This is a genomic window from Serratia sp. CMO1 (assembly GCF_015689115.1).
GTDB classification, from domain to species: Bacteria; Pseudomonadota; Gammaproteobacteria; order Enterobacterales; family Enterobacteriaceae; genus Serratia; species Serratia marcescens.
Map to the genome: position 1 here is coordinate 3936019 of NZ_CP065032.1, position 25017 is coordinate 3961035.

Here is a 25017-nt window from a genome sequence, read left to right on the forward strand (position 1 = left end):
AGTCGCGGTTTGTTTGTTACCGGCCCGCAGCCCATGCTGAACAAAACACCGCAATTATCGAGCCGTTATGAACGCAACCCCCTTGCAGAAACACGCCGTGTGGCAGTTGATCAAACCCTTTTGGGTGTCTGAGGAGCGATGGCGCGCCTGGATGATGCTAACAGCCATCGTCGTCCTGTCGCTTGGTCTGGTCTATATCAGCGTGCAGATCAACCAGTGGAACCAGGTGTTCTACGATGCGTTGCAGAACAAAAACTACCCGGTGTTCAAGGCGCAGCTGTGGCGCTTCACCTATCTGGCGCTGATCTTCATCGTGCTGGCGGTCTACAAGATCTACCTGACTCAGGGGCTGCAGATGCGCTGGCGGCGCTGGATGACGGAAAAGTTCATGGGAAAATGGCTGGCGCACCAGGCGTATTACCATACCGAGCAGCAGCAGATCGTCGATAACCCCGATCAGCGTATCGCTGAAGATCTCAACGTACTGACTCAATATACCCTGTCACTGTCGCTCGGGCTGCTCTCCAGCCTGGTGACGCTGTTTTCCTTTATCGACATTTTATGGCACGTCAGCGGGCCGATGACCTTCGCGCTCGGTCAACACGCCATCACCTTGCCCGGCTATATGGTGTGGTTCGCGCTGCTGTATGCGGTGCTGGGATCGCTGCTGATCTGGTGGGTCGGCAAACCGCTGGTCATGCTGGGCTTTAACCAGGAGCGGTATGAGGCGAACTTCCGTTTCGGCCTGATCCGCATCCGCGAAAACAACGACGCCATTGCGCTATACCACGGCGAACCGCGCGAGGCGCAACAGTTGGGTGACCGTTTCGACACCATTCGCAGCAACTGGTGGGCGATCATGCGCATCACCCGGCGGCTGAACATCGCCACCAACTTCTACGGCCAGTTCGCCATCGTGTTTCCCCTGCTGGTGGCGGCGCCGCGCTACTTCTCCGGCGCCATTCAGATGGGCGGCCTGATGCAGATCGCCTCGGCCTTCGGCCAGGTGCAGGGTGCGCTGTCGTGGTTTATCGACGCGTTTAACGACTTGGCGACCTGGAAAGCCTGCGTTAACCGTTTGGCCGGCTTCAACGCCGCCGTCGATCAGGTTCACCATCAGCCGCGCGGCATTCAGCTGCGGGAAGAGACCGCCCATCCGTTGACGCTGGATAACCTCAGCCTGAACTTGCCCGACGGCCAACCGCTGCTGGCCGGCGCAGAGATGACGCTGCAACGCGGCGATCGCCTGCTGATCGTCGGCCCTTCCGGCTGCGGCAAGTCGACGCTGCTGCGGGCCATCGCCGGTATCTGGCCTTACGGCGCGGGCGCCATCGGGGTGGCGGCCAACGCCAACACGCTGTTCCTGCCCCAGCGCAGCTACATTCCGATCGGCACGCTGCGCGAGGCGCTGAGCTACCCGAGCCTGGCGTCAGAATACAGCGACGAACAGCTGATGCGGGTGCTGGAAAACTGCCGTCTGAAACACCTGCAGCGCTGGCTGGATACCTCCGCCAACTGGAGCCATCGCCTGTCGCCGGGTGAGCAACAGCGGCTGGCGTTCGCCCGCGCCCTGTTGATTCGCCCGAGCATCCTGTTCCTCGATGAGGCCACCAGCGCGCTGGACGACGAAACCGAGCAACTGATGTACTGCCTGCTGGTGGATGAACTGCCGGACATGACGCTGATCAGCGTAGCGCACCGCAACAGCGTGGCGAAGTACCATCAGACCTGCTGGCGCTTCAGCCGCGGCGAAGACCAACCGGCGCGCCTGGCGCTGAGCCCGTTGCCGGCATAACTCACGAAGCCGGGCGCGGGCGCGCCCGGTTTTCGTTCAGATGCCATCGGCCTGCGCATCTTCGCACTTCACCCGGCGGCGTTCATGCCACAGGCTGGTCAGGCCGCGTTTACCGCACGCCAAAGCCATCTCGCGAAATTCATCCAGATTCAGCCCATCGCGCTCCAGCATCATTTCCGCCGCCAACTGCATGTTGACGCCGGTGAGCACTTCGCAATCGCCCTGCGCATCCGCCAGTTCGCAGGCGCTGCGAAACGGCGAACCGCCGAGCATATCGGTCAGGAACACCACACCGTCCGGCTGCGCCACCGCCGCCAGCGCCGAGCGTAGGGCGTCGTTGAGCTGCGCGGTGCTCATCTGTTCGGGGAAATCGACCGCCGCACAGTGCCGCTGCGGCCCCACCACTTGTTCCACCGCCTGCAACAGCCCGGTGGCAAAGCCGCCGTGGCCGGTAATCACAATGCCTGGCATAGCCCGCTCCTCACAAAATACCGATAAATTTGCCCGCCACGCCGATCGCTACGGTGACGCCAATCAGCTTCACCGGCGAGAAACCGCGCTTCATCAGGAAGAAAATGAGCAGCGTGAAGCACAGCGGCAACAAGTTGGGCATCAGCTTGTCCAGCACGTCGGTCTGCAGCGCCACGCTGGCCTTGCCGGCGTGCATCACCAGCGGCGTGGACAGGTGCACATACGAGGCCACCAGCGCGCCGATCACCGTCATGCCGACGATCGACGCGGCGTGAGAAATGCGCCGGGTGTGGGTCTTCAGCAGCGCCAGCGCGCTGGTGCCGGCCTGATAACCGTAGTGCGCCAGCCCAAAACGCAGGCCGAAGTGGAATAGGTTGAACAGCAGCAGGAAGACGATCGGCCCGAACAGGCTGCCCTCCAATGCCAGCGAAGCGCCTATGCCGGCGCAGATCGGCAACAGCGTCAGCCAAAACAGCGCGTCGCCGATGCCGCCGAGCGGCCCCATCAGCGCCACTTTCACCGCGCGAATGGTGGAGATCTTCTCCTTGTTCTGCTCCATCGCCAGCACCAAACCGGACAGGAAGGTGACGTCGAACGGGTGCACGTTGATAAATTCCATGTGCATCTTCATCGAGTTGGCCAGATCCTGCGGGTTGCGGTGGATCTTGCGCAGCCCGGGGATCAACTGATACAGCCAGCCGCCCGCCTGCATGCGCTCGTAGTTGAACGACGCCTGCAACAGCAGCGAACGCCAGGCCATGCGGTTGATGTCGCCGCGCGTCAGCGCTTCGGCGGGCTGGCTGTCCAGATAATCGTCCTGCTCCACCTGGCTGGTGGCCAGCGCCTGCGCCATGCGCTGCTCGGCCTTTTGCGCCAGCAGATCGTCGGAATCGTTAAATGCCATCTTCGGCGTCCTCCTGCGGAGCGGGCCGGGCGGTCGCCTCTGCCGTGCCGCGTTGCGTGTTGAAGAAATCGATCAGGGCGATCGCCAGGGCGCCCAGCGCCACCGCCAGGATCGGCAGCTTGAGGAACGTGACCGAGATGAAACCGAGGATAAAATAGGCCACGTAGGTTTTTTTCATCATCACTTTCATCAGCAGCGAGAAGCCGATCGCCGGCATCATGCCGCCCGCCACCGCCAGCCCGTCCAGCAGCCAGCCCGGCGCCTTCTGCACCATGGCGCTGGCCGCATCGGCGCCGAAGTAAATCGGCAGGAACGCCACCACGAAATAGAAGATGAACAGAATGCTGATGCCCAGGTAATTCACCCGTTCGATGCCGCGCCAGTTCAGCGCTTTCACCATGCGATCGCAGCGGTGCATCATCGGTGAGTACAGCGTAAACAGCAGCGTGATGCAGCCCTGCACCGCAATCGAGAACGGCACCGCCACGCCGATCGCCACTTTAGGGTCGGCCTTGGTCAGAATGGCGAACGCGGTGCCGATCACTCCGCCGATCACCACGTTCGGCGGTTGGGCGCCCGCCAGCGGCACCATGCCCATCCACACCAGCTCCAACGTGCCGCCCACCAGCAACCCGGTGTAGACGTCGCCCAAAATCAGCCCCACCAGCGGCCCCATCACCACCGGCCGGTGGAAATGGGTCAGACCGTCGAACAGGTCAACCCCGGCCAATCCGGCCAACAACGCAATCAATAGCGCATCCGTCAACATGCTTCCCCCCTGGCTCAAAAGAGCAGTTTGCCGATCGCCTCGCCCGCTTCATCCGGCACCCGGCGCACTTCGCACTCCACGCCCAGTTCCGCCAGCGCGCGGAACGCGGCCACGTCGCCGTCGTCCAGCGACACCGTTTTGTGCACCTGCCGCTTCCCCTCGGCGAAGTGCATGTTGCCGACGTTGACGAAACGGATCGGCACCCCGCCGCGCACCAGCGTCAACACATCCTGCGGCGTTTTGCACACCAGGAAGATCTTCTGCCGATCCGCCGCCTTGTGAATCACGTCGATGGTTTTCTGCAGCGTGAAATAACGGGTCTGCACCCCTTCCGCCACCACCATGTCCATCAGGTTCTGCTGCACCGGATCGGCGGCGGCCTCGTCGTTGGCCACCACCACCAGGTTGGCGCCGAGGGTATTGGTCCAGGTCACGCCCACCTGGCCGTGCACCAGACGATTGTCGATGCGAGTCATTAAAATGTTCGGCATGTCAGCGGCCCTCCGGGTAACAGGCGGCGTGGTAATCGTCGAGCACCTGCGTCACTTTATGCAGCACCCACTCCTGCGGATCGGCGCTCAATTCGCCGGCGTTCAGCGCCCGCGCCTGATCCGGCAGGTACTGGCTGAGCAGCGCCAGCGGCGCCGGGCTGCGGCGCAGGTTGTCCAGCAAACCGTCGACCGCCTGCTGCACCTGCGGCTGCGGCCAGTAGTAACGCACCCTATCGCTCAGGCTGTAGTGGCGATCGAGATACTGTTGGTGCGGCGTGCCGTGGTAATAGCGGCTCCACTGCTGCGGCTGCTCGCGCATCACCTGCTCCAGCGTGGCGCACAGCTGCGCCGACTGGCGTTCCCCCAACCATTCGCGTTCGATGCGATCGAGGGCGAACAGCGCTTCGCGCAGCGCGAAGGTCAGCGCCGGCCCCACCTTCAGGATGGCGAAGTGATCGCGCACCAGTTGACGGTAGGCCTGCGGCGGTTGGTAATCCGTAGAGTGCGCTTCATAGATCATGCCCGGCTGCCGTTCGATGAAATGGCTCAATGCGTCGGCGCGCTGCGGTTGGTAATGCTCAACGCTATGGTGATCGAACTCGACGCCCGGCTGCACCACTAGCGCGATAGTTCGCTGCCAGGCATCGTTCAGCTCGGCTTTTTGCCAGGCGATACGATGCGTTTCCAGCGTTTGCGCCACCGCCTGCGGCGTGGTGACCTGCAGACCCGCCAGCGCCTCCTGCGCGCCGCCCGGCACCGGCACCTCGGTGCCGATCACATAGACCGGCGCTTCGCCGCCGCTCTGCGCCCAGGCGCGTTCCGCCACCGCGCACAAACGCGCCGCCCGCTCGGCAACCGTGGCATCCCCCAGGGGCGAGGGATCATCGGCGCACGACATGGAACAATCGAGGTGAATTTTGCGAAATCCGGCGCGAACGTAATCGTCTATCAAGATTTCCGCCAGCGCCATCGCTTCCTGAGCCGGGCGATCTTGCCAGGCGTTTGGCCCCAGATGATCGCCACCCAGCCACACGCGCTCGCGCGCCAGGCCTACTTCATCCGCCAGACGCCACAACCCATCACGGAACTGGGCCGCCGTTTGGCCGGTATAGCCGCCGAATTGATTGACCTGGTTGGACGTCGCCTCCACCAACACCGGCGTGCCGCGGGCTTTGGCCTGCCGCAGCGCGGCCTTCAGAACCCAGGGATGAGCGGAACAGACGGAAAAGATCCCGACCGGCATACCGGCCTTGTGCTGCTCGACAAGCTGTAACAACTGCTGCATGAAGCCCCCATGCAGGCGCCCTGCTACCGATCGGCGATGATGACCTCCACGCCCAGCTCGGTTAACGCCCGCTCGTAATCGTCCGGAAGACGGCTGTCGGTGATCAGCCGATGGATTTGTCCGGCTTCGCGAATCATGCAAAAGCTCTTGCGACCAAATTTGCTGGCATCCGCCACCGCGATAATCTCGCGCGCCACCTCGCACATCACGCGATTGAGGTGCGCTTCACCGGGGTGAGGCGTGGTGATGCCGGCGCTCAGATCGAACCCGTCGACGCCCAAAAACAGCTTGTCGAAGCGGTACTGACGCAATTGCTGCTCGGCAGCCGGACCGTAGAGCGAGTAAGAGTTGCGGCGCACGCTGCCCCCCAGCACCATGACTTCCACCCCGTCGTTTCCCGAAAGCTCGTAGGCAATGTTCAGCGCATTGGTCATCACCACCAGATCGCGCCGCCCCTTCAGGAACGGCACGATCTGCGCGGTGGTTGAACCGGAATCGAGGATCAGCGCATCGCCGTCGCGCACATAGCCGGCCGCCGCGTTGGCGATCAGCGTTTTGACGTCGCGATTCAACCGCCCTTTGTCCCGCAGCGGCCGATCGAAAGCGAATTGCTGATTGAGCATCGCGCCGCCGTAAGCGCGCAGCGCACACCCTTTTCGTTCCAGAAAGCGCAGATCGTTGCGGATCGTCACCGTGGATACCGCAAACTGTTTGCTGAGCTGTTCCACGCGCACGCTGCCGTGCTCGCATAACAGATCGATAATGTGTTCACGTCGCTTTGCGGTATTCACTGGCATGAGCTGCGGTCCTCAGATTTCCGGCATCGCCGGGGAGAAGATGGCTTTCGCTCTACTGCGCTCGCATTACAGCAAAGCGAAAGCAATGAAATTGTGATCGGGATTACAGCCCCGTTTTAGCAAAAAAACCGCCAAAAAACCTTTCGAATCGAAACGGATCGAAAAGCACAAAAGCGGAAGGGGGAAAAAGTGAAATGCCATGACGGGCGATACCCCCGGAGCGCTGAGGCGTGGGCTGCACGGAAAGCGAAAGCGGCGCATGGTGCGCTCCGCGCCATGACTTTTAGTTCACTCAGTGACCAAGATCACATAATGGCAATTATCCGGCGGCCGGCGGGGATTAACCGCCGCCATCCCGCCGGGCCGTACCCTTGTCAGCACGAGCCATCTTCCCTACACTGGCGATCGGATACCGTCGATTTTCGGTACGTAAGCGTTAACGTCAATCAACGCATCACGCCATGCAGCACTGATTGACTGCATGCCTTGGTGCGAGGAACCCATGCCGCAACCCGCTTCACCCCCAGCGTCCACCGCGACCCCGCGTCGCCGGTTACACCGCCCTATTCTGCTTATCGTCGGCATTATGCTGATCGCGGCCAATTTGCGCGCCGCCCTGACCAGCGTCGGCCCGCTGCTGGAGCAAATCCAGCAACAGCTGGCGTTGTCCGCCACCGCCGCCGGCCTGATCAATTCGCTGCCGCTGATCCTGTTCGCCATCCTCTCGCCGTTGACCCCGGCGCTGGCGAAACGCATCGGTATTGAGCGCACCCTGGGCCTCGCCCTCGCGCTGCTGATCTGCGGCATCGCCCTGCGCTCCCTGCCGCAAGACGCCATGCTATGGCCGGGCAGCATCCTGATCGGCGCCGCCATCGCCTTCGCCAACGTAGTGCTACCGACGCTGGTGAAAAGAGATTTCCCACATCGCGCCGCCGCGATGATCGCCGCCTATGCGGCGGTGATGTCGCTGGTTGCCGCCATCGCTTCCGGTCTGGCCGTGCCGCTGGCTTCGCTGGCCGACCTTGGCTGGCGGTTCTCCTTGTTATGCTGGGGCTTGCCTGCGCTGTTGGCGCTGCTGGTGTGGTTGCCGCAACTGCGGCGCTCCGCCACTCCCGCCACTAGAGAGCCGCAGCCGACGGAGCCGCAACGCTATCGCTCTCCCTGGGGCAGCGCGCTGGGCTGGCAAGTGGCGATGTTCATGGGGCTGCAATCGATCGCCTTCTACACCATCATCGGCTGGTTCAGCGCTTTTGCCGCCAGCCACGGCACCTCCGCTCAGCAGGCGGGTTTCGAACTGTTCGTTTACCAGGTGGTGGCGATCGTCGCCAACTTTGTCATGGTGGTGATTTTGCCGCGGGCGCGCGATCAGCGGGCGATAGCGTTGGGCAGCTCGCTGCTGATCTTCATCGGCGTCGGGGGATTATTGGTGCAACCCGCCAGTTCACTGGTGTGGCTGACGTTTGCCGGGTTGGGGGCGGGGAGTTCGCTGGTGCTGGCGCTGTCGTTCTTTGGATTGCGCAGTCAGCATCATCATCAGGCGACGCTGCTGTCGGGTATGGCGCAATCCGTCGGTTATCTGTTGGCGGCGCTGGGGCCCACCCTATTCGGCCTGCTGCACGATCTGACGGAAGGCTGGCGCTTGCCGTTGATCGCCCTGCTGGGCCTGACCGTCTTGCAAATGCTGTTCGGCGCGCTGGCCGGCCGCAGCCGCGTGATCAGCTAACGCTGCGGCGCAATGGGGGCCGCGCCGGCTCAGAGTCGGTGTCCTGCCATAAATCTTCAATAAAGGCGCGCTGCTCATCGCTCAGCACCCATGACGGCGGAATTTTGGACTGTGCGCGACGCTCAGCGCCCTCACGGTTTTTAGCCTGCTTTTTGTTCACGAATCGCCTTCCTGCTTAACCTGCTAACTCAGTAACCAATAAATCACGGCGGCGGTTAACAGCCAGAACAGCCCGCTACCGATAAACACACACAGCCATGCTCTACGTTTGATATCAGATCCATCCTTGCTCACCACAGCGCCCCAACCAATAGATTAAACCATTCAAACCACAATTATCGATCTGTTTTAACGATCGATAAAGTCGTTTTTTCCTATGGAAATTTAAAAAACAGCTGCTAGCCATAGACCTGCATCACCGCCTCAGTAAGAACGGCACCGTGGATATCACTGTTATCGGCAGGCGATAACTTGAATTGATAGGCGAACGAACGTGCAGTGTGCCATATCTTTAAAGGTCAAAATTAAACCACTGGTAAATAATTCAACTATCAATTACTTGACTGGCCATAAGCCAAATCGGCAACAGACAGCGCTGAAGGCGGGGGATAAAATGAAGCGACGTACTGGGATCATGCGGAGAGAAGCACCGGCCCGCTTTAGTCTCGCTCGGGCCGGTGTGAGTTAACCGATTCTGCTGACGGAATCCCGGCTGGCGTGTTCACGCTCGCTGCCGGTCAGCTCACGTAAATGACCCGAGCGCATCTCAAGCAGCCGATCGGCGTGTTCGAAATAGTGATCGTCATGGCTGATGGCAAACACCGTTTTGCCCAGCGCGCGCAGTTCTGGCAACAGCTCGCGATAGAAAATGCGCCGGAATTGCGGATCCTGATCCGCGGCCCATTCATCCAACAGCAAGATATCGCGCTGTTCCGCCACGGCCAGTAGCAAAGCCAGACGCTTGCGCTGCCCCTGCGACAGTTGCGGGTTGGTCACCCTGGCGCCGTCGAACTGCAGTTTGCTTTTCATATTCAACCGCTCGAGCCAGCCGGCGACCAGTTCCGCATCGGGCTCGCCGCCTTCCGGCCCTTGCAAACGATCGAACTGATGAAAATCGGTGAAAATCGCCGAAAACAGCCGACGATAGCCCGGCATATCCGCCGCGGTCTGTGCGACGCCATCCAGAACGATGTGCCCGCTCACCGGCCGGTACAACCCGGTCAACAGCATCGCCAGCGTTGACTTGCCGCTGCCGTTGCCGCCGATCAAAAAGACCAGCTCGCCACGCCGCAGCGTCAGATTAAGCGGCCCGACGGCAAAACCGGGCTGTTGCGCCGTATCGGCATAGTGAAAAACCACGTCGCGCAGCTCCAGCGTCTGCCAGGAACGGCCTGCGGCGGCAGGAAACGCCGGTTGGTACTCGGCCAGGCGCAGCGTCTTCAGCTTGTTGAAGGCGACTTCGGCGCTGACCAGCGTCGGAAACGCCCCGACCGCCTGCAGTAATGGCGTGCGCAAGAACAGCAGCGTCAGGGAATACGTGGCGGCCACCGCCGAGTCCGCCCATCCCAGGCTGTTAGCCATAAAGAACACCAGTCCGATCGCCCCCAACATCATGATATTTGACCAGTTGAGCGCACTCAAATGGAAGGTATCGGCGCGAATGATATGGTGGCGGTAAGCTTGCGCATCGGGTTGATAGGTCTGTTCGTACAGCGCCTGCGCTCGCTTGCGGTTTAACGTCAGTTCCTTGCGACCGTCAATCACCGATTCGTAATGATGATAGAGGCGCTCTTCCGACTCGCGCAAACTGGCCATATGGCGATAAACCCGCGAGACCAGGCAGCCGCTGCCCACCACGGTGACGGCGACCCACACCGCCGTCACCGCCAGCATTTTCGGCGATAGCCACCCCAGATAGGCCGCCGACCCCAGGGTTAAAATCACCCCTTGCACCAGTTCGGGCAAGCGCACGAAGGCGACGGTGATATTGCGGACATCGCTGGAGAGGCTGGCCAACAATGAGGCGCTGCCTAACTGTTCAAGGCGTTCAATATCGGTATCCAGGATGCGTTTCACTAACTGCCCGCGCAGGCGGTAGACGAAGTAATGGCCCAATGTCGTCAGCGCCAATTGCGATCCCAGCGTGACCGCCATCAGCAATGCCAGCAGGGCGAGAAACATCGGCAGCACAGCCAATGCATCGCCGCCGGCGTCCATCAGGTATTGATTGATAAACGCAATGATACCGATGCCCAAGCCGGCGCTGGTCATGGTCAATGCCATAACCGCCAGAAATGGCCAACGATACTGGTGATAAACCACCCGTAGCAGTTCCATGAAAAAACCTCTGAAGTCGCGATCTGGCAGGCATTGTAAGCGGCGCGAGAATGAGATCAAGACGAATTCTCATTGCTCGCGCAGCCTCTGATTTCGACGCCAAGGGCATTTTGATGATTGCTTATTGAAACGAGAGACTTACACTGGCGCCACTTGCCGCTGAAGGGAACAGCCGATTATGCTCGCGACTCACGAATACGCCAACGACCTGATTCTGTTTGCCCTGATTGTCGACTGCGGCTCGTTCAGCAAAGCCGCGGAGAGCGCCGGCATCACCAGCTCGGTGGTCAGCAAACGCATCGGGCGGTTGGAAAAATCGCTGGGCGCCCGCCTGTTGTACCGCACCACCCGCAGCCTGACGCTGACCGAAAGCGGCCAGGCGCTCTACCAACAGGCCAAAGAGATCGGCGCCAAAGTGCAGGAGGCGCTGTACGCCGTCAGCGAAAAGAGCGAAGAGTTGACCGGCACCATCCGCATGTCGGTGCCGACCATTTCGGGCGAGCTGCTGCTGAGCGAAAGCGTGGCGGAATTTTGCGCCCTGCATCCCAGCCTGAAGGTCGAAATGCGGCTGGAAAACCGCTTCGTCGATCTGGTGGAAGAAGGCATCGATCTGGCGATCCGTACCGGGACCATGCCGGACTCCAGCCTGATTGCCCGGCCGATCTTCGATTCCCGCTGGGTGATCGTCTGCTCGCCGGGCTACCTGGAAAGCCACCCGGAACCGCGCAGCGCCGACGATCTGCTGAGCCACAACTGCCTGACCTACACCTACCAAGAGAGCGGCACCGCCAACTGGCTGATGAAGCGGCCGGGGCGCAACGACATCTACGAGCTGCAGGTTAACGGCAACCTGTCGGCCAACAATGCGCGGGCGATCCGCAAAGCGGTGATCGGCGGCCACGGCATCGCCATGGTGCCGCGCTGCATGGTGTATGAAGATTTGCAGGACGGTAAACTGACGGAGATCCTGGCCGGCCACTGCGGCAAAGTGCTGGGCATTTACGCCGTTTATCCTTACACCCGCAATCTGCCGTTAAAAACCCGTCTGCTGATCGAACATATCATCGGTTCCTACCAAAATATCAGCCATTATTTTTGAGTTTTCCTCTCGGATTATTTCCCCGCTACCGCAAAAGACCGCGGGGATTACGGCATTTTTGGACATAATCTATTGAACATTACTGCCTAATTAATGTGAGCTCGCGCACTTATCGCACATCAACACTCCCTATCATGCTGATTTTAAATCAATTAATTTAACCCCTTCTACCGGCGTTTTTCCCTGTCCCGACGCCGTTCGCCGATGTTAAAAAATTACCGCATGGCATCATCGCCAACGTTGTGATTAGAATGAAAATGTTGCGGTAATTAACCTTTCAGCTACATCTCTCTGCCCATAAAAATAATAACCCTGAGGATCTTATGCCCCTGCTTTTCAGTATTGCGCCCATCATCCTGCTGATTTGGATGATGACTAAAAGGAATGGCGTGCCCTCTTACCTCGCCCTGCCGCTGACGGCCGCCGTGGTGTATGCCGTACAGCTCCTGTGGTTCGATGCCTCGCTGCGGCTGCTGCATGCCAATATCATCACCGCGCTGGTGTCGACGCTGACGCCGATCACCATCATTGCCGGCGCCATCCTGCTCAACAAACTGATGCAGGTAAGCGGCGCGGAAAACGTGGTGCGCCGCTGGCTGGAAACCATCAGCCCCAATCCCGTGGCCCAACTGATGATTATCGGCTGGGCGTTCGCCTTTATGATCGAGGGCGCCAGCGGCTTCGGCACACCGGCCGCCATCGCCGCGCCGATTCTGGTCGGGCTGGGCTTCAACCCGCTGCGCGTCGCCCTGCTGACGCTGGTGATGAACTCGGTGCCGGTCTCCTTCGGCGCCGTAGGCACCCCCACCTGGTTCGGCTTTGCCAACCTCGGCCTGTCGGACGCCAGCCTGCTGGATATCGGCCGGCAAACCGCGCTGATCCACGTTGTCGCCGGCTTCGTCATTCCTCTGCTGGCGCTGCGCTTTATCGTTTCCTGGCAGGATATCCGCCGCAACCTGCCGTTTATCCTGCTCAGCGTGCTGAGCTGCACCCTGCCCTATCTGCTGTTGGCCCAGGTGAACTATGAGTTCCCGGCGCTGGTCGGCGGCGCGATCGGCCTGGCACTGTCGGTGCTGCTGGCGCGCGGTGGCATCGGCCTCGCCCGCGGCGACAAACCGCAGAGCGCCGCGCAGGCGGTGCCGTTCATGCAGGTGGTCAAGGCCATGACCCCGACCCTGCTGCTGATTGCTATTCTGATAGTGACGCGCGTCCACCAGTTGGGCCTCAAGGCGCTGCTCAACAACACCGCGCTGCTGTGGCAGGAAAACCTCGGCTGGCTCGGGGAGCTGCGCATCAGCCGGGCGCTGATCGTCGAACTGCAGCAGGTGCTGGGCACCGCCGCCGCCGCCGGCTACAAAACGCTGTATGTCCCGGCGCTGATCCCGTTCCTGTTGGTGGTGCTGCTGTGTATTCCGCTGTTCCGTCTGAATGGCGGCCAGGTGCGGCAAATGTTCAGCGAAACCGGCGGGCGCATCGCGCGGCCCTTTATCGCCCTGTTCGGCGCGCTGGTGATGGTTAACCTGATGATGCAGGGCGGCGACAACGCGCCGGTGATCCTGATCGGTAAAGCGCTGGCGGCGCTGACCGGCGACAGCTGGCTGCTGTTCTCGTCGTTCCTCGGCGCGCTGGGCTCGTTCTTCTCCGGCTCCAATACCGTTTCGAACCTGACGTTCGGCGGCATTCAGCAGTCGATCGCCCAGAGCAGCGGTCTTGATGTCAACCTGACGCTGGCCTTGCAGTCCGTCGGCGGCGCCATGGGCAACATGGTGTGCCTGAACAACATTATCGCGGTCTGTTCGATCCTCGGGATCGGCAACGCCGAAGGCAAAATCATCAGAAAGACCGTACTGCCGATGCTGGCGTACGGCGGGATTGCGGCCGGTATGGCAACGATCCTCACGCTCTGACCGAACACTCGTTATCGCAAGCAAGACAAGAAGGTAAACACTATGATCATCTCCGCGTCAACCGACTACCGGGCCGCCGCCCAGGCCAAACTGCCGCCGTTTCTGTTTCACTATATCGACGGCGGGGCCTACGCGGAGCATACGCTGAAGCGCAATACCGCAGATCTGGCCGATATTGCCTTGCGCCAGCGCGTGCTGCGCAATATGTCCGAACTCAGCCTGGAGACTACGTTGTTCGGCGAGCAGCTGGCGATGCCGGTGGCGCTGGGGCCGGTGGGGCTGACCGGCATGTACGCCCGCCGCGGCGAAGTGCAGGCCGCGCGCGCCGCGGCCAAAAAAGGCATCCCGTTCACGCTGTCCACCGTGTCGGTCTGCCCGATCGAAGAGGTGGCGCCGGCGATCGATCGGCCGATGTGGTTCCAGCTCTACGTGCTGAAAGATCGCGGCTTTATGCGCAACGCGCTGGAGCGCGCCAAAGCCGCCGGCGTGAAAACGCTGGTGTTTACCGTCGACATGCCGGTGCCCGGCGCCCGTTACCGCGACGCCCACTCGGGGATGAGCGGCCCCAACGCCGCCCTGCGCCGCGTGCTGCAGGCGTTTACCCATCCGCAGTGGGCCTGGGATGTCGGCCTGTTCGGCAAGCCGCACGACCTGGGCAACGTCTCGGCCTACCGCGGTAAACCGACCAGCCTGGAAGATTACATCGGCTGGCTGGGCGCCAACTTCGATCCGTCGATTTCCTGGAAAGATCTGGAGTGGATCCGCGAGTTCTGGGACGGCCCGATGATCATCAAAGGCATTCTGGATCCGGAAGACGCCAAAGACGCGGTGCGCTTCGGCGCCGACGGCATCATCGTCTCCAACCACGGCGGCCGCCAACTGGACGGCGTGCTGTCGACCGCGCGCGCCATGCCGGCGATCGCCGACGCGGTGAAAGGCGACATCACCCTGCTGGCCGACTCCGGCATCCGCAGCGGCCTGGACGTGGTGCGCATGATCGCGCTGGGCGCCGACAGCGTGCTGCTGGGGCGCGCCTTCGTCTATGCGCTGGCGGCGGCCGGCGAAGCCGGGGTGGCTAACTTGCTGGATCTGATCGACAAAGAGATGCGCGTCGCCATGACGCTCACCGGCGCGAAAACCATTGCGGAGATCAACGCCGGATCGCTGGTCAGAAACGCCTGAATCAAAGCGGCTGTACCCCTTCCGGGTAGGCGTTGTAGCTCATCTTGCTGATGAACGCCCCGGCCGGTGACACCAACACCCGGCCGGCGGCGTCCAACCCGAGGAAGGTGCCGGTGCAGCGCCCGGAGACAAAGTCGAAGAAGAACACCGAGCACACCGGGATAATCTTTTCCCGGAAGGTGAACAGGAACATCTCGTCCTCAAACTTGTAGTAAGTGGCGTAGTCCATGTCGCCGTGGCCGAATTGTTCGCCGCGCAGGTTTTGCCAGGCGTAGCGCTCGGTGTTGACGTAGAAGTGTTCGTAATAGTGGTTGGGGCTGTAGACATTCAGCGTGCGATAACCGATCAGCTCGCGGGTCAGATGCGGCGCGACGCCGCCCGGCGTGACGCCGGCAATCTGCCCAACGTGGAAGCTTTGCTTGAGGCGAGATCCCTTTTCCACCGTTTGCTCGGGCAGCAACGTGCTGCGCACCAGCAGCGCCCGGCCGCTGTCGCGGTTGAGCACCAGCGTCAGGCATTCGTTGCCCGGCGTCTGCAGCGGAATATTGAAGAAATAGCGCGCGGCGGAGGTTTGCACCTCTTCGTAAGCGTCCTCGCCGCTCTCCCCGCCCCAGGCCCACAGCACCCGCTGCCGATCGGCGCTGAAACGCAGCGTGATTTCCCCGCCGCCTTCAAAGGCGATCTGCAACGTTTTGCCACGCCAGTCCTGAGTGCCCGGCAGCCGGTTGGTATCGATGCCGCGCGCGAAATCGTCGTAATTCTTCCAGTCCGGTTCGGCATTTTGATTCAGTACGGATGGTTCTGCTGACATCTTCGCTCTCCTTGATTGAATGGGATGAAAACCGCCTCAGACGTCGGCGACGCCCGCCGGTTTCACCGCTCGGCGGTTCACCACGGCAGGGGCGGTTTCATCGAGAAAACAACTCAGTACGCCGGCGCACACGGCGCCGGCGGCCGCCAGCCACATCACGCTGACCAGCCCGTAGCGATCGGCGATCAGCCCGGCGATAAACGGCGCCAGGCAGCCGCCAATCACCTCGCCAATCCCCATCACCAGCCCCAACGCGGTAGCGATGCGAGCCGGCGATACCGTTTCAGACGGGATGGTGGCCATAAACAGCGTGAAACAGCCAAGGCCGGTATAAGACAGGAACACCAGCACGCCCAGCAGCCACGGGTTATCGACGTAGCTCAGGAACAGCGGGCAGCACACCGCCAGCAGCGAAAAGAAGATCAGCGTCGGCTTGCGGCCGAAGCGATCGGAAATCGCCGGCACCGCCACGCCCCAGAAGACCCAGGCGGCGCCGATGGCGCTCATGATGCCGCCCATCGTGCCTTCGCCGAAGCCGCGGTCGGTCACCAAAAAGTTGGGGGTGAAGGTAATGATGATCATGAACCAGGTGACGAACACGCAGGAGATCAGAATGCACAGCGCCACGTTCTTGATTTTGAACAGCTCGCCGTAAGCACCTTTGTTCGCCGCCTTGTCGACCGCCGGCGGGGCGCTGAAAGCGGGATCCTTCTTGCCGTTCACATAGCGATAGATCAGCCACGCCAGAATGATGCCCGGCACGGCGGTCAGGTGAAACGCCATGCTCCAGCCCCACTTCTGCGCCAGATAGATGATCAGCGGCGGCGCGATAATGCCGCCCAGCAGCCCCGGCGCCGCGCCCTGGATCAATCCCATGTTGAAACCGCGGCGCTGCGGCTGCGATTTTTCCACCATCAACGACTGTGCGATCGGCAATACCGGCCCTTCGGCGATCCCCATCAACGCTCGGAAGATCAATAGCATGGCAAAGCCGCTGACCAACCCCGACAGCGCGGAGAACAGCGAAAACACCAGGATCGACAAGATCAGCATCGGTTTACGGATATTAAAACGATCGGCTATCGCCCCCAGCCCGGCGCCAGACAGCGCCCAGGTTAACGCCAGCACCGCCGACAGGGTGCCGAGATGCACGTTGCTGAGCTTGAGGTCGGCGGCAATCATCGGAAACAGAAACGAGATGGTCAGACGATCGACGAACACACAGCCGAAAACGAAAAATAAAATAATCAGCAACCGGTTCTCTTCACTTAATGCGCTGCGAGGCTCTGGCGATGTATTCATAGCGTCATGTGTCCATAAGTTAACTTATGAATGGCAAGCCGCCATGGCATAAGTGTGTTAAGCGCACGGCCAAGAGAGATATTGGCCCTCCGTCAAGACAACAACTCATTAACATGTTAATGACATAAAATTATCGTAAGCCGGCGGTCTGTCAACCGGCGCTTTCTTAGAGACGAATGAAGTTTTTATTCGGTACTATTTCAAAATCGCATTATCACAAAAAGATATTTTACCCCTCTGTTTTTACAGACAATAAAATAATAACGGGTATTTTTCTTCGGTTAAAAATGCCTATTTCCACGCCATTTTCGAATAATCTCAACGATCACTCTTCAGGTTTATTAATTTTTTATCCGTATTGAATGAACGCTGGGGAATATTCAGTTTTACTTTTATCTATTGAATCATTTCGTTTTATTTTATTGCCGCACAACAAACTAACTCTCATGAGGGAAAGGCTATTGGCAGGGTTACATAATTTCATCTGGACAATAGCAAAAGCGCAGAGCGTGACGTAAATCACGGCAATCATGCCGTATCCTGCAAAGCAATTATGCTCGCAACAGCAATTATCTATTGCGATTAGGGCTGTTTATCTCAATTTAGCGCCATGCAACACTTCGGGCCATCGTTCGACACCGCGCCGCAAGGCCTGAGACGGAGTGACACATGAGCATCGAAAGACTAACCCGGGAGCCGCTTTCCATCGGCATCGAGTTGCCGCTGGACAACGATTGGTCCACCAGCGGGCAGCTGAAACGCCAGCAGGACGGGCGACCGTTCGGCGTGCCGGACATGAGCGAACATGCTGCGCGCATCAAGCTGGCCGATGAGCTCGGCTTTCGCGCCGCCTGGGTTCGCGACGTGCCGCTGTACGATCCGGACTTCGGCGACGCCGCGCAGGTGTTTGAGACCTTTACCTACCTCGGCTACCTGTCCAGCCTGACGCGCAATATTCTGCTGGGCACCGCGGCCGTGGTGCTGCCGCTGCGCCAGCCGTGGCTGGTGCGCAAAGCGGCTTCCACGCTGCAAACGCTGAGCGGCGATCGTCTGCTGCTCGGCGTCGCCAGCGGCGATCGCCCCGTGGAGTACCCGCTGTTCGGCGCCGATTACGCCGCGCGCGGTGAAAACTTCCGCACCAGCGTCGGCATTCTCAAAGGGGAAGCCGACAGCGCGCTCCAGCCTGGATTGCGCCTGCTGCCGGCCACGCCGCCGCCGCCGCTGCTGGTCGCCGGGTTGGCGCAGCAAACGCCCGAGTGGGTGGGCAAAAATATGGATGGCTGGCTGTCGTATCCCGGCACGCCTGCGGACCACGTTTCGCGAGTCAAACTCTGGCGTAACGTAGCCGGTGACAAGCCCTACGTCAGCTTTATTCATCTCGACCTCACCGATAACGCCAACGCGCCGATTCAGCGCCATCGCTTCGGCATCAAGAGCGGCCGTAATGGATTGATTCAGGAACTGAGCGCCATGCGTGACGCCGGGGTCAACCACATCGGCCTGCATTTCCGCCGTAACCAGCGGCCGCTGGAAGAGACGATGCAGGAGATCGGTCAACTGGTGTTGCCGGAATTCCATCGCGCCTGACGCCCGCTTTAGCCCGCTATTCCGACCTGAGCTGGTCTTTGCCCCGTTACCGGGGCTTTTTTATTTCCGCCGCTGCTGGTTCATAACAACTCAGTCTAATCCCTGCGGCCAAACGGCGGCATGATGACGGGGAAACGAGCCACCATGAGGAATGAGCAATGACGGCAAAACTGACAGAAGCGGGCTTTTGGCGCAAAACCGCCGACTCTTCATCGCTGCGCGTGCCGCGCGTGCTGATCCGGGTCTACGTCGACGAAGGCGAGATCGACCGCGCCATCGCGTTTTACGAGCAGCTGCACGGCGTGGAAGCGGATATGCGTTTCGACTTTCCCGCGCATCGGCTGGTGCTGGCGGCGGTGGGGCCGTTTCTGATCCTGGAAGGCTCGGAAGAAAGCCTGCGCCCTTTCCGCAGCACCGTCGGCACATTGCTGGTCGATGACATTTATCCCTACCATCAGCGGCTGCTGGCCGCCGGAGCCGATATCTTCTTTGGCCCGGTGGAAGTGCCCACCGGCGCCTGTTTCAATGCCCGCCTGCCGGACGGCACGATTATCGAATACGTGCATCACCGGCCGCGCGCGGACGAATAAACCGCCTCAGGGGAGCGCCGGCGTCATGGCGTAACCGCGCAGATCCTTGCGCAGGCTGACCATGTACAACACGATCACCGCCGAGAACGGCAGGCCGCACAGCACCACCGCAGTCTGCATCGCGCTGAAACTGCCGGCGTACAGCAACCCGGCGCAGATCAACGTGGTGACCGCCGCCCAAAATACCCGCAGCCAGGCCGGCGCGTCATCGTGGGCGGAACCGCCCTGGCAGGAGAGGTTCGCTATCATCAGCGTGCCGGAATCGACCGGCGTCAGGAACAGCACGAAACTGATCGCCACCACAAAACCGGCGGTCAGCTGGGTATAGGGCAGGTATTCGAACAGCTTGAACACCGCCATCGGCGGATCGCTTTGCGCCACCTGCCCGAGGATCGCCTGCCCGCCTTCCAACACCAGGCTGATGGCGGTATTGCCGAAGATCGACAGCCACGCCAGCGTGAAGCCCAACGGGATCAGCAACACGCCGAAGATCAGTTCACGAATGGTGCGCCCTTTGGAAATGCGCGCGATGAACAGCCCGACAAACGGCGCCCACGCCACCCACCAGGCCCAATAGAACAACGTCCAGGCGCCCTGCCACTGGCGCGCCTTGCCGTACAGATACATATCGAAGCTGCGGCTGACCAGCGAAGTGAGATAATCGCCAAGGTTCTGCAACATGCCGTTGAGCAGATTCAGCGTCGGGCCGGCCAGAAACACGAACAGCAGCAACAGGCACAGGAAGCCGACGTTGATGTTCGACAGCATGGCAATGCCCTTCTCGACGCCGGTGACCGCCGCCAGCGTGGCCACCACCATCATCACCACGATCAGCGCCAGCAGCACGCCGGTGCTTTGCGGAATGTCGAACAGATAAAACAGCCCCGAGTTCACCAGCAGCGCGCCGATCCCCAGGTTGGTCACCATCGAAATCACCGTCACCAGAATGCCGAAACTGTCCACCAGATGGCCGGCGCCGCCGTGGATACGCTCGCCGAAGATCGGGTATAACGCAGAGCGCAGCGCCAACGGCAGGCCGCGGCAATAGGCGAAATAGGCCAGCGCGGTGGCGATCAGCGCATACAGCGCCCAACCGTGCAGCCCCCAGTGCAAAAAGGTCAGCGCCATCGCCTGCCGCGCCGCCTGCACGGTGCCGCCGCTGCCTTCCGGTGGCGACAAGAAGTGATCCAGCGGTTCGTAGGCGCCGTAGTACACCAGCGCAATGCCGATGCCCGACGAGAACAGCATCGCCACCCACGAGGGATAGCTGAACTGCGGCGGTTCGTCATCCTGGCTGAGGCGAATATGGCCGAAGCGCGACAGCGCCAGCCAGAAGACGAACACCATGCAGGCGACCATCAACAGCATGTAGTACCAGCCGAACACGTCGGCGACCCAGCTTTGCGCGGCGTTCAACCACTGTTTGCTGGCGGCGGGAAACAGCACGACCAGCGATCCCAGCAGCAGGATCACCGCCGCCGAGCCGAAAAATACCGGAACATTCAATCTGACAGGTTCTTCGTCAAGCGATGGAGGAGTTTTTGTTGTCATTGGCAGGCTTCCATGATGCGAAAGACAGACGATTTAAATGCAACTTTTAATTAACATTCTATCGTCATTTATTTGACATTTTCGCAGCATATAGAGTATTGATTGACCGTTCAATCAATCAAATTCAAAGTGTGATTTGCCTATCAGTTGGGGAAAATATGTACCGCAGAGACATTCCTGAGCAGCGCAAGGAGCAGTTGATTAACGCCGCCTTCGAGACCATAAACGTCGTCGGGCTGGCCGGCGTCACCCTGTCTCAGGTGGCGAAAGAAGCCGGGCTGTCGACCGGCATCGTCAGCCACTATTTTGGCGATAAAGAGGGGTTGCTGAGCGCCACCATGCGCAAGATCCTGCGCGATCTGCGCGACGCGGTGGCCGAGTGCCGCGCGCAAGCGGCGAGCGACAGCCAGTCACAGCTGTTCGCCATTATCCAGGGCAACTTCCACCCCAGCCAAACCAACGCCGTGTCCATGCGCGCCTGGCTCGACTTCTGGGCCGCCAGCATGCATCAGCCGGTGCTGCGCCGCCTGCAGCGCGCCAACGATCGGCGGCTCTATTCCAATATTTGCAGCCAGTTCCGCCGCGAGCTGCCGCTGCAGCAGGCGCGCGACGCGGCGCGCGGGCTGGCGGCGATTATCGATGGGCTTTGGCTGCGCGGCAGCCTGGCCGGCGACGAGACAGACCTAAAACAGGACTGCCGCATCGCCTGCGACTACGTGGCGCAGCGGCTCAACGCCGCCCAGCAGCAGGGGTGAACGTGAACGGCGGCTCCATCAGTGCGGTTCCTGCTCTTCACTGTACTGGGTTTGCCACATGGCGGCGTAGCGGCCGTTCGCGGCCAGCAACGCCTCGTGCCCCCCGCGCTCGACGATCTCCCCCGCCTCCAGCACGATAATTTCATCGGCGTCCACCACGGTGGAGAGCCGATGAGCGATCACCAGCGTGGTGTGGTTGCGGCTCACCTCGCGCAGGTGCCCCTGGATTTCGCGCTCGGTCTGGGTATCCAACGCGCTGGTCGCCTCGTCAAACACCAGGATGGCCGGATTTTTCAGAATGGTGCGCGCAATCGCCACCCGCTGCTTTTCCCCGCCCGACAGCTTCAGCCCGCGCTCACCCACCCGGGTGTCGTAACCGTCGGGCAGACCGACGATAAAATCATGGATATGCGCCAGCCGCGCCGCCCGCTCGATTTCTTCATCGCTGGAGCCGGTTTTGCCGTAACCGATGTTATAACGCAACGTATCGTTGAACAGCACCGTATCCTGCGGCACGATGCCGATCGCCTGCCGCAGGCTGGCCTGGGTCAGTTGGCGAATGTCCTGGCCGTCGAGGGTAATGGCGCCCCCCTGCACGTCGTAAAAGCGAAACAGCAGGCGCGACAGCGTGGACTTGCCCGCGCCGGAGGCGCCGACCACCGCCACCGTGTGGCCCGCCGGAATGGTAAAGCTCACCTGCTTGAGGATCGGCCGACGCGTGTCGTAACCGAAGCTGACCGCGTCGAACTTCACTTCTCCGCGATCGAGGCGCAGCGGCTGCGCATTCGGGCTATCGACGATCTCACGCGGTTCCTGCAGCAGATCGAACATGTTCTCCATGTCGATCAGCGCCTGGCGCACCTCGGAATAAATAAAGCCGAAGAAGTTCAGCGGCTGATACAGCTGCAGCAGATAGGCATTGACCAGCACGAAGTCGCCGACCGTCATCGTCCCCTGCGTAATGCCCTGCGCCGCCATGGTCATCATCACGATCAGTCCGATCGAAATAATGGCGGTTTGCCCCAGGTTGATCGCCGTAAAACTGAATTGGTTCTTGATGGCGGCGTATTCGTACAGCCGGCGCGAGAGGTCGAAACGCTCGGCCTCGAACTCTTCATTGCCGAAGTACTTCACGGTTTCATAGTTCAGCAGGCTGTCGATGGATTTGCTGTTGGCGTCGGCGTTGGCCTTGTTGAGCTCGCGGCGAAAGCGAGTGCGCCAGCTGACCGCCAACACGGTGAACAGGATGTAGCAGCCGACCGTCGTCAGGATCGCCAGCGCGAACCAGCCGTTCAGCATATGCCACATGATCGCCGTGACCAGCGAGAGCTCGAACAGGATCGGCACGATGGAGAACAGCAGCCGCGACAGCACCGTGGACACCGCCTGAGTGCCGCGCTCGATGGACAGCGACAACCCGCCGGTCTGGCGCTCCAGATGGAAACGCAGGCTCAGCGCATGCAGTTGGCGGAACACCCGCACGCCCAACAGGCGCGTGGCGTTCTGGCTGACGTGGATAAACATTACGTTGCGCAGTTCCTCAAACAGCGCGCCGCCCACCCGCGCCACGCCGTAGGCGACGATCAGCCCAAGCGGCACCGCCAGCATTTTCGCCGTCTCGCCGCTCAGCGCATCGACCATCGCTTTATAAGCCAGCGGCACCAGCGTGGTGCTGACCTTGGCCGCCACCATGAACACGAAGGCCACCACCAGATATCCCCGCAGCCGCGGGTTGTCTTTCGGCCACAGATAGGGCAGCAGGAATTTCAGCAAACGGGAACGATCCATCATGTAATATTCATCTTCTCGATCGGGATCGCGGCGCACAGCCGCGCGGGGTTATGAGTTTGGCCTGGCCGACGGCGAACGCCGCACCCTCCCATTTTCCTGCGGCGACAACTCAGCATCATCCGTCAGGAGAAGCGGCGGCGGCTCGGGCAAAGTTCAGGCATGGAGGAGACAATCACATGACCCAGACGTATGCAAAGCGCTTTGCGCTGGTCTTTGACTATATCGACCGCCACTTGGACGAGGCGCTCACCGTCGAAAAACTGAGCGAAGTGGCCCACTTTTCGCGCTTTCACTTTCAACGCCAGTTTAGCGCGTATTGTGGCATCTCGGTGTGGCGTTATATCCAGTGGATGAGGCTCAAACGCGCCTCGTACCGCCTGGCGTATAACCCGCTGGAGCCGGTGATTGACATCGCGCTGGACGCCGGTTTTCAAAACCCGGAGTCCTTCAGCCGCGCCTTCAAACAGGCGTTCAGCCAAACGCCAAGCCAGTTTCGCAAACGGCCGGCCTGGATCGATTGGCAGCAGCGCTTTCCCGAGCCGAAACACAAAAGGAAACAACCCATGAAAGTAGACATTGTCGACTTCCCGGCCACGCCGGTGGCGATGATCGAACATCGCGGCCCGTCCGCGCTGGTCAACGAAACCGCCGCACGCTTTATCGAGTGGCGCAAAACCAGTGGCCTGTCGCCGGTCAGAAGCAGCCGCACTTACGGTATCGCACCGCACGATCCGGCCACCACCGAAGCGCAGGACTTCCGCTTCTTCATTTGCGGCGAGGTCACTGCGCCGATCCCGGAGGACAACGCCTTCGGCGTGGTGAACGGCACGCTGCCGGCCGGGCGCTGTGCGGTGCTGCGCCATCTCGGATCGCTGGATGGGCTCTCGGAAAGCGCCCGCTATCTTTACAGCGAGTGGTTGCCGGCCAGCGGCGAGGAGCTGCGCGATTTTCCGCTCTATTTCCACTACCACAACTTCGTGCACGAGGTGGCGGAATATGAACTGGTGACCGATCTTTATCTGCCGCTGAAATAGCTGACATCCGGCTCCGCAAGGAGCCGGATTGACGTTAACAGGACGGCGACGATCCCTGCGGCGGCAGATAGCGCTGCGGATCGAGCGCGGTGGCGCGATAGCGGATCTGAAAATGCAGGAACACCGAATCGGTGCCGGTGCTGCCCATAGTGCCAATCTTCTGCCCCGCTTTCACATCCTGGCCGTTGCGCACCAACGTAGTGTCGTTGTGCGCGTAGGCGGTAATAAAGTCTTCGCCGTGCTTAATCATGATCAGGTTGCCGTAGCCGCGCAGTTGGTTGCCGACGTACACCACTTTGCCCTTGGCGGAAGCATAGATCGGCTGGCCGCGTTTACCGGCTATGTCGATGCCCTTGTTGCCGCCATCGGCATTGGAGTACGCCTGCGCGATCCGGCCGCTGGCCGGCCAGCGCCAGCAACGGGCGGCGCCCGGCGGCGGCGTTTGCTTGGCGATCGCGGAGGAAGACGTTTTACGGCGCGTGGCGGCGGTTTTGGTCGGCGCGCTGCCGCTCAGCCGCAGCTTTTGCCCCACTTCCAGGCTATAAGGCGGACGTATCTTGTTGATTCTGGCCAGATCGCTGACTTCGCTGTCGGTGATCCAGGCGATGTAGTACAGCGTATCGCCCCGTTTGACGGTGTAGGACTTGCCGGTGTAGCTGCCCTTCGGCAGTTTGTCGTAGTCGCGGTTGTAGGTATTTTTACCCGAACACCCGGCCAACAATAGCCCCAATGTCAGACACACCGCGATGCGGCGCCACCTCGCCAGCTTGCTTCCTGTGCTCAAATCCTGTCCCCAATCGTCTTTTCGGTTCTGATACGCCTCAGCCGCACAGTGT

General features: G+C 60.8%; 22 protein-coding genes. 9 read left to right on the forward strand and 13 right to left on the reverse strand.

The features are described from left to right. Positions 1–67: 67 nt before the first annotated feature. On the forward strand, positions 68–1795 hold the full coding sequence (locus tag IT763_RS18760; RefSeq protein WP_028127675.1) for an ABC transporter ATP-binding protein/permease: 1728 nt from the start codon (positions 68–70) through the stop codon (positions 1793–1795). Between the two features lie 36 nt (positions 1796–1831). On the opposite strand, the gene agaF is transcribed toward IT763_RS18760, so the two are convergent. The 6 genes from agaF to agaR are packed head-to-tail and all read right to left on the reverse strand — an operon-like array spanning position 1832 to position 6512. Next, complete coding sequence (gene agaF / locus IT763_RS18765; RefSeq protein WP_016929935.1) at positions 1832–2266, reverse strand: PTS galactosamine/N-acetylgalactosamine transporter subunit IIA; 435 nt, start codon at positions 2264–2266, stop codon at positions 1832–1834. 10 nt (positions 2267–2276) lie between these two features. After that, the gene (locus IT763_RS18770; protein ID WP_016929936.1) at positions 2277–3170 is read right to left on the reverse strand and encodes a PTS system mannose/fructose/sorbose family transporter subunit IID; all 894 of its coding nucleotides are present in this window, start codon (positions 3168–3170) and stop codon (positions 2277–2279) included. Further along, positions 3160–3939 (reverse strand): PTS N-acetylgalactosamine transporter subunit IIC, encoded by a 780-nt coding sequence (agaW, locus tag IT763_RS18775; RefSeq protein ID WP_016929937.1) that lies wholly within the window; start codon positions 3937–3939, stop codon positions 3160–3162. The genes IT763_RS18770 and agaW overlap by 11 nt, the downstream gene beginning before the upstream one ends. A gap of 14 nt (positions 3940–3953) precedes the next feature. Then, a complete protein-coding gene (agaV, locus tag IT763_RS18780) occupies positions 3954–4430 on the reverse strand; it encodes a PTS N-acetylgalactosamine transporter subunit IIB (protein WP_004931808.1) in 477 nt (158 codons plus the stop codon). Between the two features lies 1 nt (position 4431). After that, on the reverse strand, positions 4432–5715 hold the full coding sequence (locus tag IT763_RS18785) for a D-tagatose-bisphosphate aldolase, class II, non-catalytic subunit (RefSeq protein ID WP_016929938.1): 1284 nt from the start codon (positions 5713–5715) through the stop codon (positions 4432–4434). Positions 5716–5738: 23 nt separating this feature from the next. Further along, a complete protein-coding gene (gene agaR, locus IT763_RS18790; protein WP_004931804.1) occupies positions 5739–6512 on the reverse strand; it encodes a transcriptional repressor AgaR in 774 nt (257 codons plus the stop codon). Positions 6513–7014: 502 nt separating this feature from the next. Between agaR and IT763_RS18795 the strand changes: the two genes are divergently transcribed. Further along, positions 7015–8235, forward strand: a complete 1221-nt coding sequence (locus IT763_RS18795) for an MFS transporter (RefSeq protein WP_028127676.1) — start codon at positions 7015–7017, stop codon at positions 8233–8235. A gap of 183 nt (positions 8236–8418) precedes the next feature. On the opposite strand, the gene IT763_RS18800 is transcribed toward IT763_RS18795, so the two are convergent. Together IT763_RS18800 and IT763_RS18805 are read right to left on the reverse strand one after the other, a co-directional pair. Further along, complete coding sequence (locus IT763_RS18800) at positions 8419–8532, reverse strand: YmiA family putative membrane protein (protein WP_049232362.1); 114 nt, start codon at positions 8530–8532, stop codon at positions 8419–8421. A 387-nt stretch (positions 8533–8919) separates the two neighbouring features. Continuing rightward, positions 8920–10572, reverse strand: a complete 1653-nt coding sequence (locus tag IT763_RS18805; RefSeq protein ID WP_028127677.1) for a multidrug ABC transporter permease/ATP-binding protein — start codon at positions 10570–10572, stop codon at positions 8920–8922. A gap of 178 nt (positions 10573–10750) precedes the next feature. On the opposite strand from IT763_RS18805, the gene IT763_RS18810 reads away from it, so the two are divergent. The 3 genes from IT763_RS18810 (at position 10751) to lldD (ending at position 14760) form a co-directional block, all read left to right on the forward strand. Beyond that, positions 10751–11671 carry a LysR family transcriptional regulator gene (locus IT763_RS18810; protein ID WP_016929942.1) on the forward strand — a complete coding sequence of 307 codons (921 nt, stop codon included), beginning with the start codon at positions 10751–10753 and terminating at the stop codon, positions 11669–11671. 323 nt (positions 11672–11994) lie between these two features. After that, positions 11995–13578: an L-lactate permease gene (locus tag IT763_RS18815; protein WP_049300384.1), complete on the forward strand. Its 1584-nt coding sequence runs from the start codon at positions 11995–11997 to the stop codon at positions 13576–13578. Between the two features lie 42 nt (positions 13579–13620). Further along, positions 13621–14760, forward strand: coding sequence for an FMN-dependent L-lactate dehydrogenase LldD (lldD, locus tag IT763_RS18820; RefSeq protein ID WP_033632193.1), 1140 nt, complete (start codon positions 13621–13623; stop codon positions 14758–14760). A 1-nt stretch (position 14761) separates the two neighbouring features. Here the strand turns inward: lldD and IT763_RS18825 are convergent, their stop codons facing one another. Continuing rightward, positions 14762–15571, reverse strand: a complete 810-nt coding sequence (locus IT763_RS18825; RefSeq protein ID WP_016929945.1) for a MoaF C-terminal domain-containing protein — start codon at positions 15569–15571, stop codon at positions 14762–14764. A gap of 36 nt (positions 15572–15607) precedes the next feature. Continuing rightward, positions 15608–16873 (reverse strand): MFS transporter, encoded by a 1266-nt coding sequence (locus tag IT763_RS18830; RefSeq protein WP_170913155.1) that lies wholly within the window; start codon positions 16871–16873, stop codon positions 15608–15610. A gap of 669 nt (positions 16874–17542) precedes the next feature. Here IT763_RS18830 and IT763_RS18835 point away from each other — a divergent pair. Next, the gene (locus tag IT763_RS18835) at positions 17543–18460 is read left to right on the forward strand and encodes a TIGR03571 family LLM class oxidoreductase (RefSeq protein WP_049300382.1); all 918 of its coding nucleotides are present in this window, start codon (positions 17543–17545) and stop codon (positions 18458–18460) included. A 158-nt stretch (positions 18461–18618) separates the two neighbouring features. After that, complete coding sequence (locus IT763_RS18840) at positions 18619–19050, forward strand: VOC family protein (protein WP_016929947.1); 432 nt, start codon at positions 18619–18621, stop codon at positions 19048–19050. A 6-nt stretch (positions 19051–19056) separates the two neighbouring features. On the opposite strand, the gene IT763_RS18845 is transcribed toward IT763_RS18840, so the two are convergent. Then, positions 19057–20601 (reverse strand): BCCT family transporter, encoded by a 1545-nt coding sequence (locus IT763_RS18845; RefSeq protein WP_033639490.1) that lies wholly within the window; start codon positions 20599–20601, stop codon positions 19057–19059. Positions 20602–20759: 158 nt separating this feature from the next. Here IT763_RS18845 and betI point away from each other — a divergent pair, with 158 nt between their 5' ends. Beyond that, complete coding sequence (gene betI / locus IT763_RS18850) at positions 20760–21356, forward strand: transcriptional regulator BetI (protein ID WP_206194923.1); 597 nt, start codon at positions 20760–20762, stop codon at positions 21354–21356. Between the two features lie 18 nt (positions 21357–21374). Here betI and IT763_RS18855 read toward each other — a convergent pair whose 3' ends face one another. Continuing rightward, positions 21375–23144 (reverse strand): ABC transporter ATP-binding protein/permease, encoded by a 1770-nt coding sequence (locus IT763_RS18855; RefSeq protein WP_049300400.1) that lies wholly within the window; start codon positions 23142–23144, stop codon positions 21375–21377. Positions 23145–23323: 179 nt separating this feature from the next. On the opposite strand from IT763_RS18855, the gene IT763_RS18860 reads away from it, so the two are divergent. After that, positions 23324–24181: a GyrI-like domain-containing protein gene (locus IT763_RS18860; RefSeq protein WP_016929951.1), complete on the forward strand. Its 858-nt coding sequence runs from the start codon at positions 23324–23326 to the stop codon at positions 24179–24181. Between the two features lie 34 nt (positions 24182–24215). Here the strand turns inward: IT763_RS18860 and actS are convergent, their stop codons facing one another. Then, positions 24216–24965: an amidase activator ActS gene (actS, locus tag IT763_RS18865; RefSeq protein ID WP_028127683.1), complete on the reverse strand. Its 750-nt coding sequence runs from the start codon at positions 24963–24965 to the stop codon at positions 24216–24218. Positions 24966–25017 lie beyond the last annotated feature (52 nt).

Excerpts from the sequence above, each read along its gene's own strand:
- IT763_RS18860 (WP_016929951.1), top strand. The coding sequence starts at position 23,324 with ATGACCCAGACGTATGCAAAGCGCTTTGCGCTGGTCTTTGACTATATC.
- IT763_RS18845 (WP_033639490.1), bottom strand. The coding sequence starts at position 20,601 with ATGACAACAAAAACTCCTCCATCGCTTGACGAAGAACCTGTCAGATTG.
- IT763_RS18825 (WP_016929945.1), bottom strand. The coding sequence starts at position 15,571 with ATGTCAGCAGAACCATCCGTACTGAATCAAAATGCCGAACCGGACTGG.
- IT763_RS18830 (WP_170913155.1), bottom strand. The coding sequence starts at position 16,873 with ATGAATACATCGCCAGAGCCTCGCAGCGCATTAAGTGAAGAGAACCGG.
- IT763_RS18835 (WP_049300382.1), top strand. The coding sequence starts at position 17,543 with ATGAGCATCGAAAGACTAACCCGGGAGCCGCTTTCCATCGGCATCGAG.
- IT763_RS18810 (WP_016929942.1), top strand. The coding sequence starts at position 10,751 with ATGCTCGCGACTCACGAATACGCCAACGACCTGATTCTGTTTGCCCTG.
- agaF (WP_016929935.1), bottom strand. The coding sequence starts at position 2,266 with ATGCCAGGCATTGTGATTACCGGCCACGGCGGCTTTGCCACCGGGCTG.
- betI (WP_206194923.1), top strand. The coding sequence starts at position 20,760 with ATGTACCGCAGAGACATTCCTGAGCAGCGCAAGGAGCAGTTGATTAAC.
- IT763_RS18785 (WP_016929938.1), bottom strand. The coding sequence starts at position 5,715 with ATGCAGCAGTTGTTACAGCTTGTCGAGCAGCACAAGGCCGGTATGCCG.
- agaW (WP_016929937.1), bottom strand. The coding sequence starts at position 3,939 with ATGTTGACGGATGCGCTATTGATTGCGTTGTTGGCCGGATTGGCCGGG.
- IT763_RS18840 (WP_016929947.1), top strand. The coding sequence starts at position 18,619 with ATGACGGCAAAACTGACAGAAGCGGGCTTTTGGCGCAAAACCGCCGAC.
- agaV (WP_004931808.1), bottom strand. The coding sequence starts at position 4,430 with ATGCCGAACATTTTAATGACTCGCATCGACAATCGTCTGGTGCACGGC.
- IT763_RS18760 (WP_028127675.1), top strand. The coding sequence starts at position 68 with ATGAACGCAACCCCCTTGCAGAAACACGCCGTGTGGCAGTTGATCAAA.
- IT763_RS18795 (WP_028127676.1), top strand. The coding sequence starts at position 7,015 with ATGCCGCAACCCGCTTCACCCCCAGCGTCCACCGCGACCCCGCGTCGC.
- IT763_RS18815 (WP_049300384.1), top strand. The coding sequence starts at position 11,995 with ATGCCCCTGCTTTTCAGTATTGCGCCCATCATCCTGCTGATTTGGATG.
- lldD (WP_033632193.1), top strand. The coding sequence starts at position 13,621 with ATGATCATCTCCGCGTCAACCGACTACCGGGCCGCCGCCCAGGCCAAA.
- IT763_RS18805 (WP_028127677.1), bottom strand. The coding sequence starts at position 10,572 with ATGGAACTGCTACGGGTGGTTTATCACCAGTATCGTTGGCCATTTCTG.
- agaR (WP_004931804.1), bottom strand. The coding sequence starts at position 6,512 with ATGCCAGTGAATACCGCAAAGCGACGTGAACACATTATCGATCTGTTA.
- IT763_RS18770 (WP_016929936.1), bottom strand. The coding sequence starts at position 3,170 with ATGGCATTTAACGATTCCGACGATCTGCTGGCGCAAAAGGCCGAGCAG.
- IT763_RS18855 (WP_049300400.1), bottom strand. The coding sequence starts at position 23,144 with ATGGATCGTTCCCGTTTGCTGAAATTCCTGCTGCCCTATCTGTGGCCG.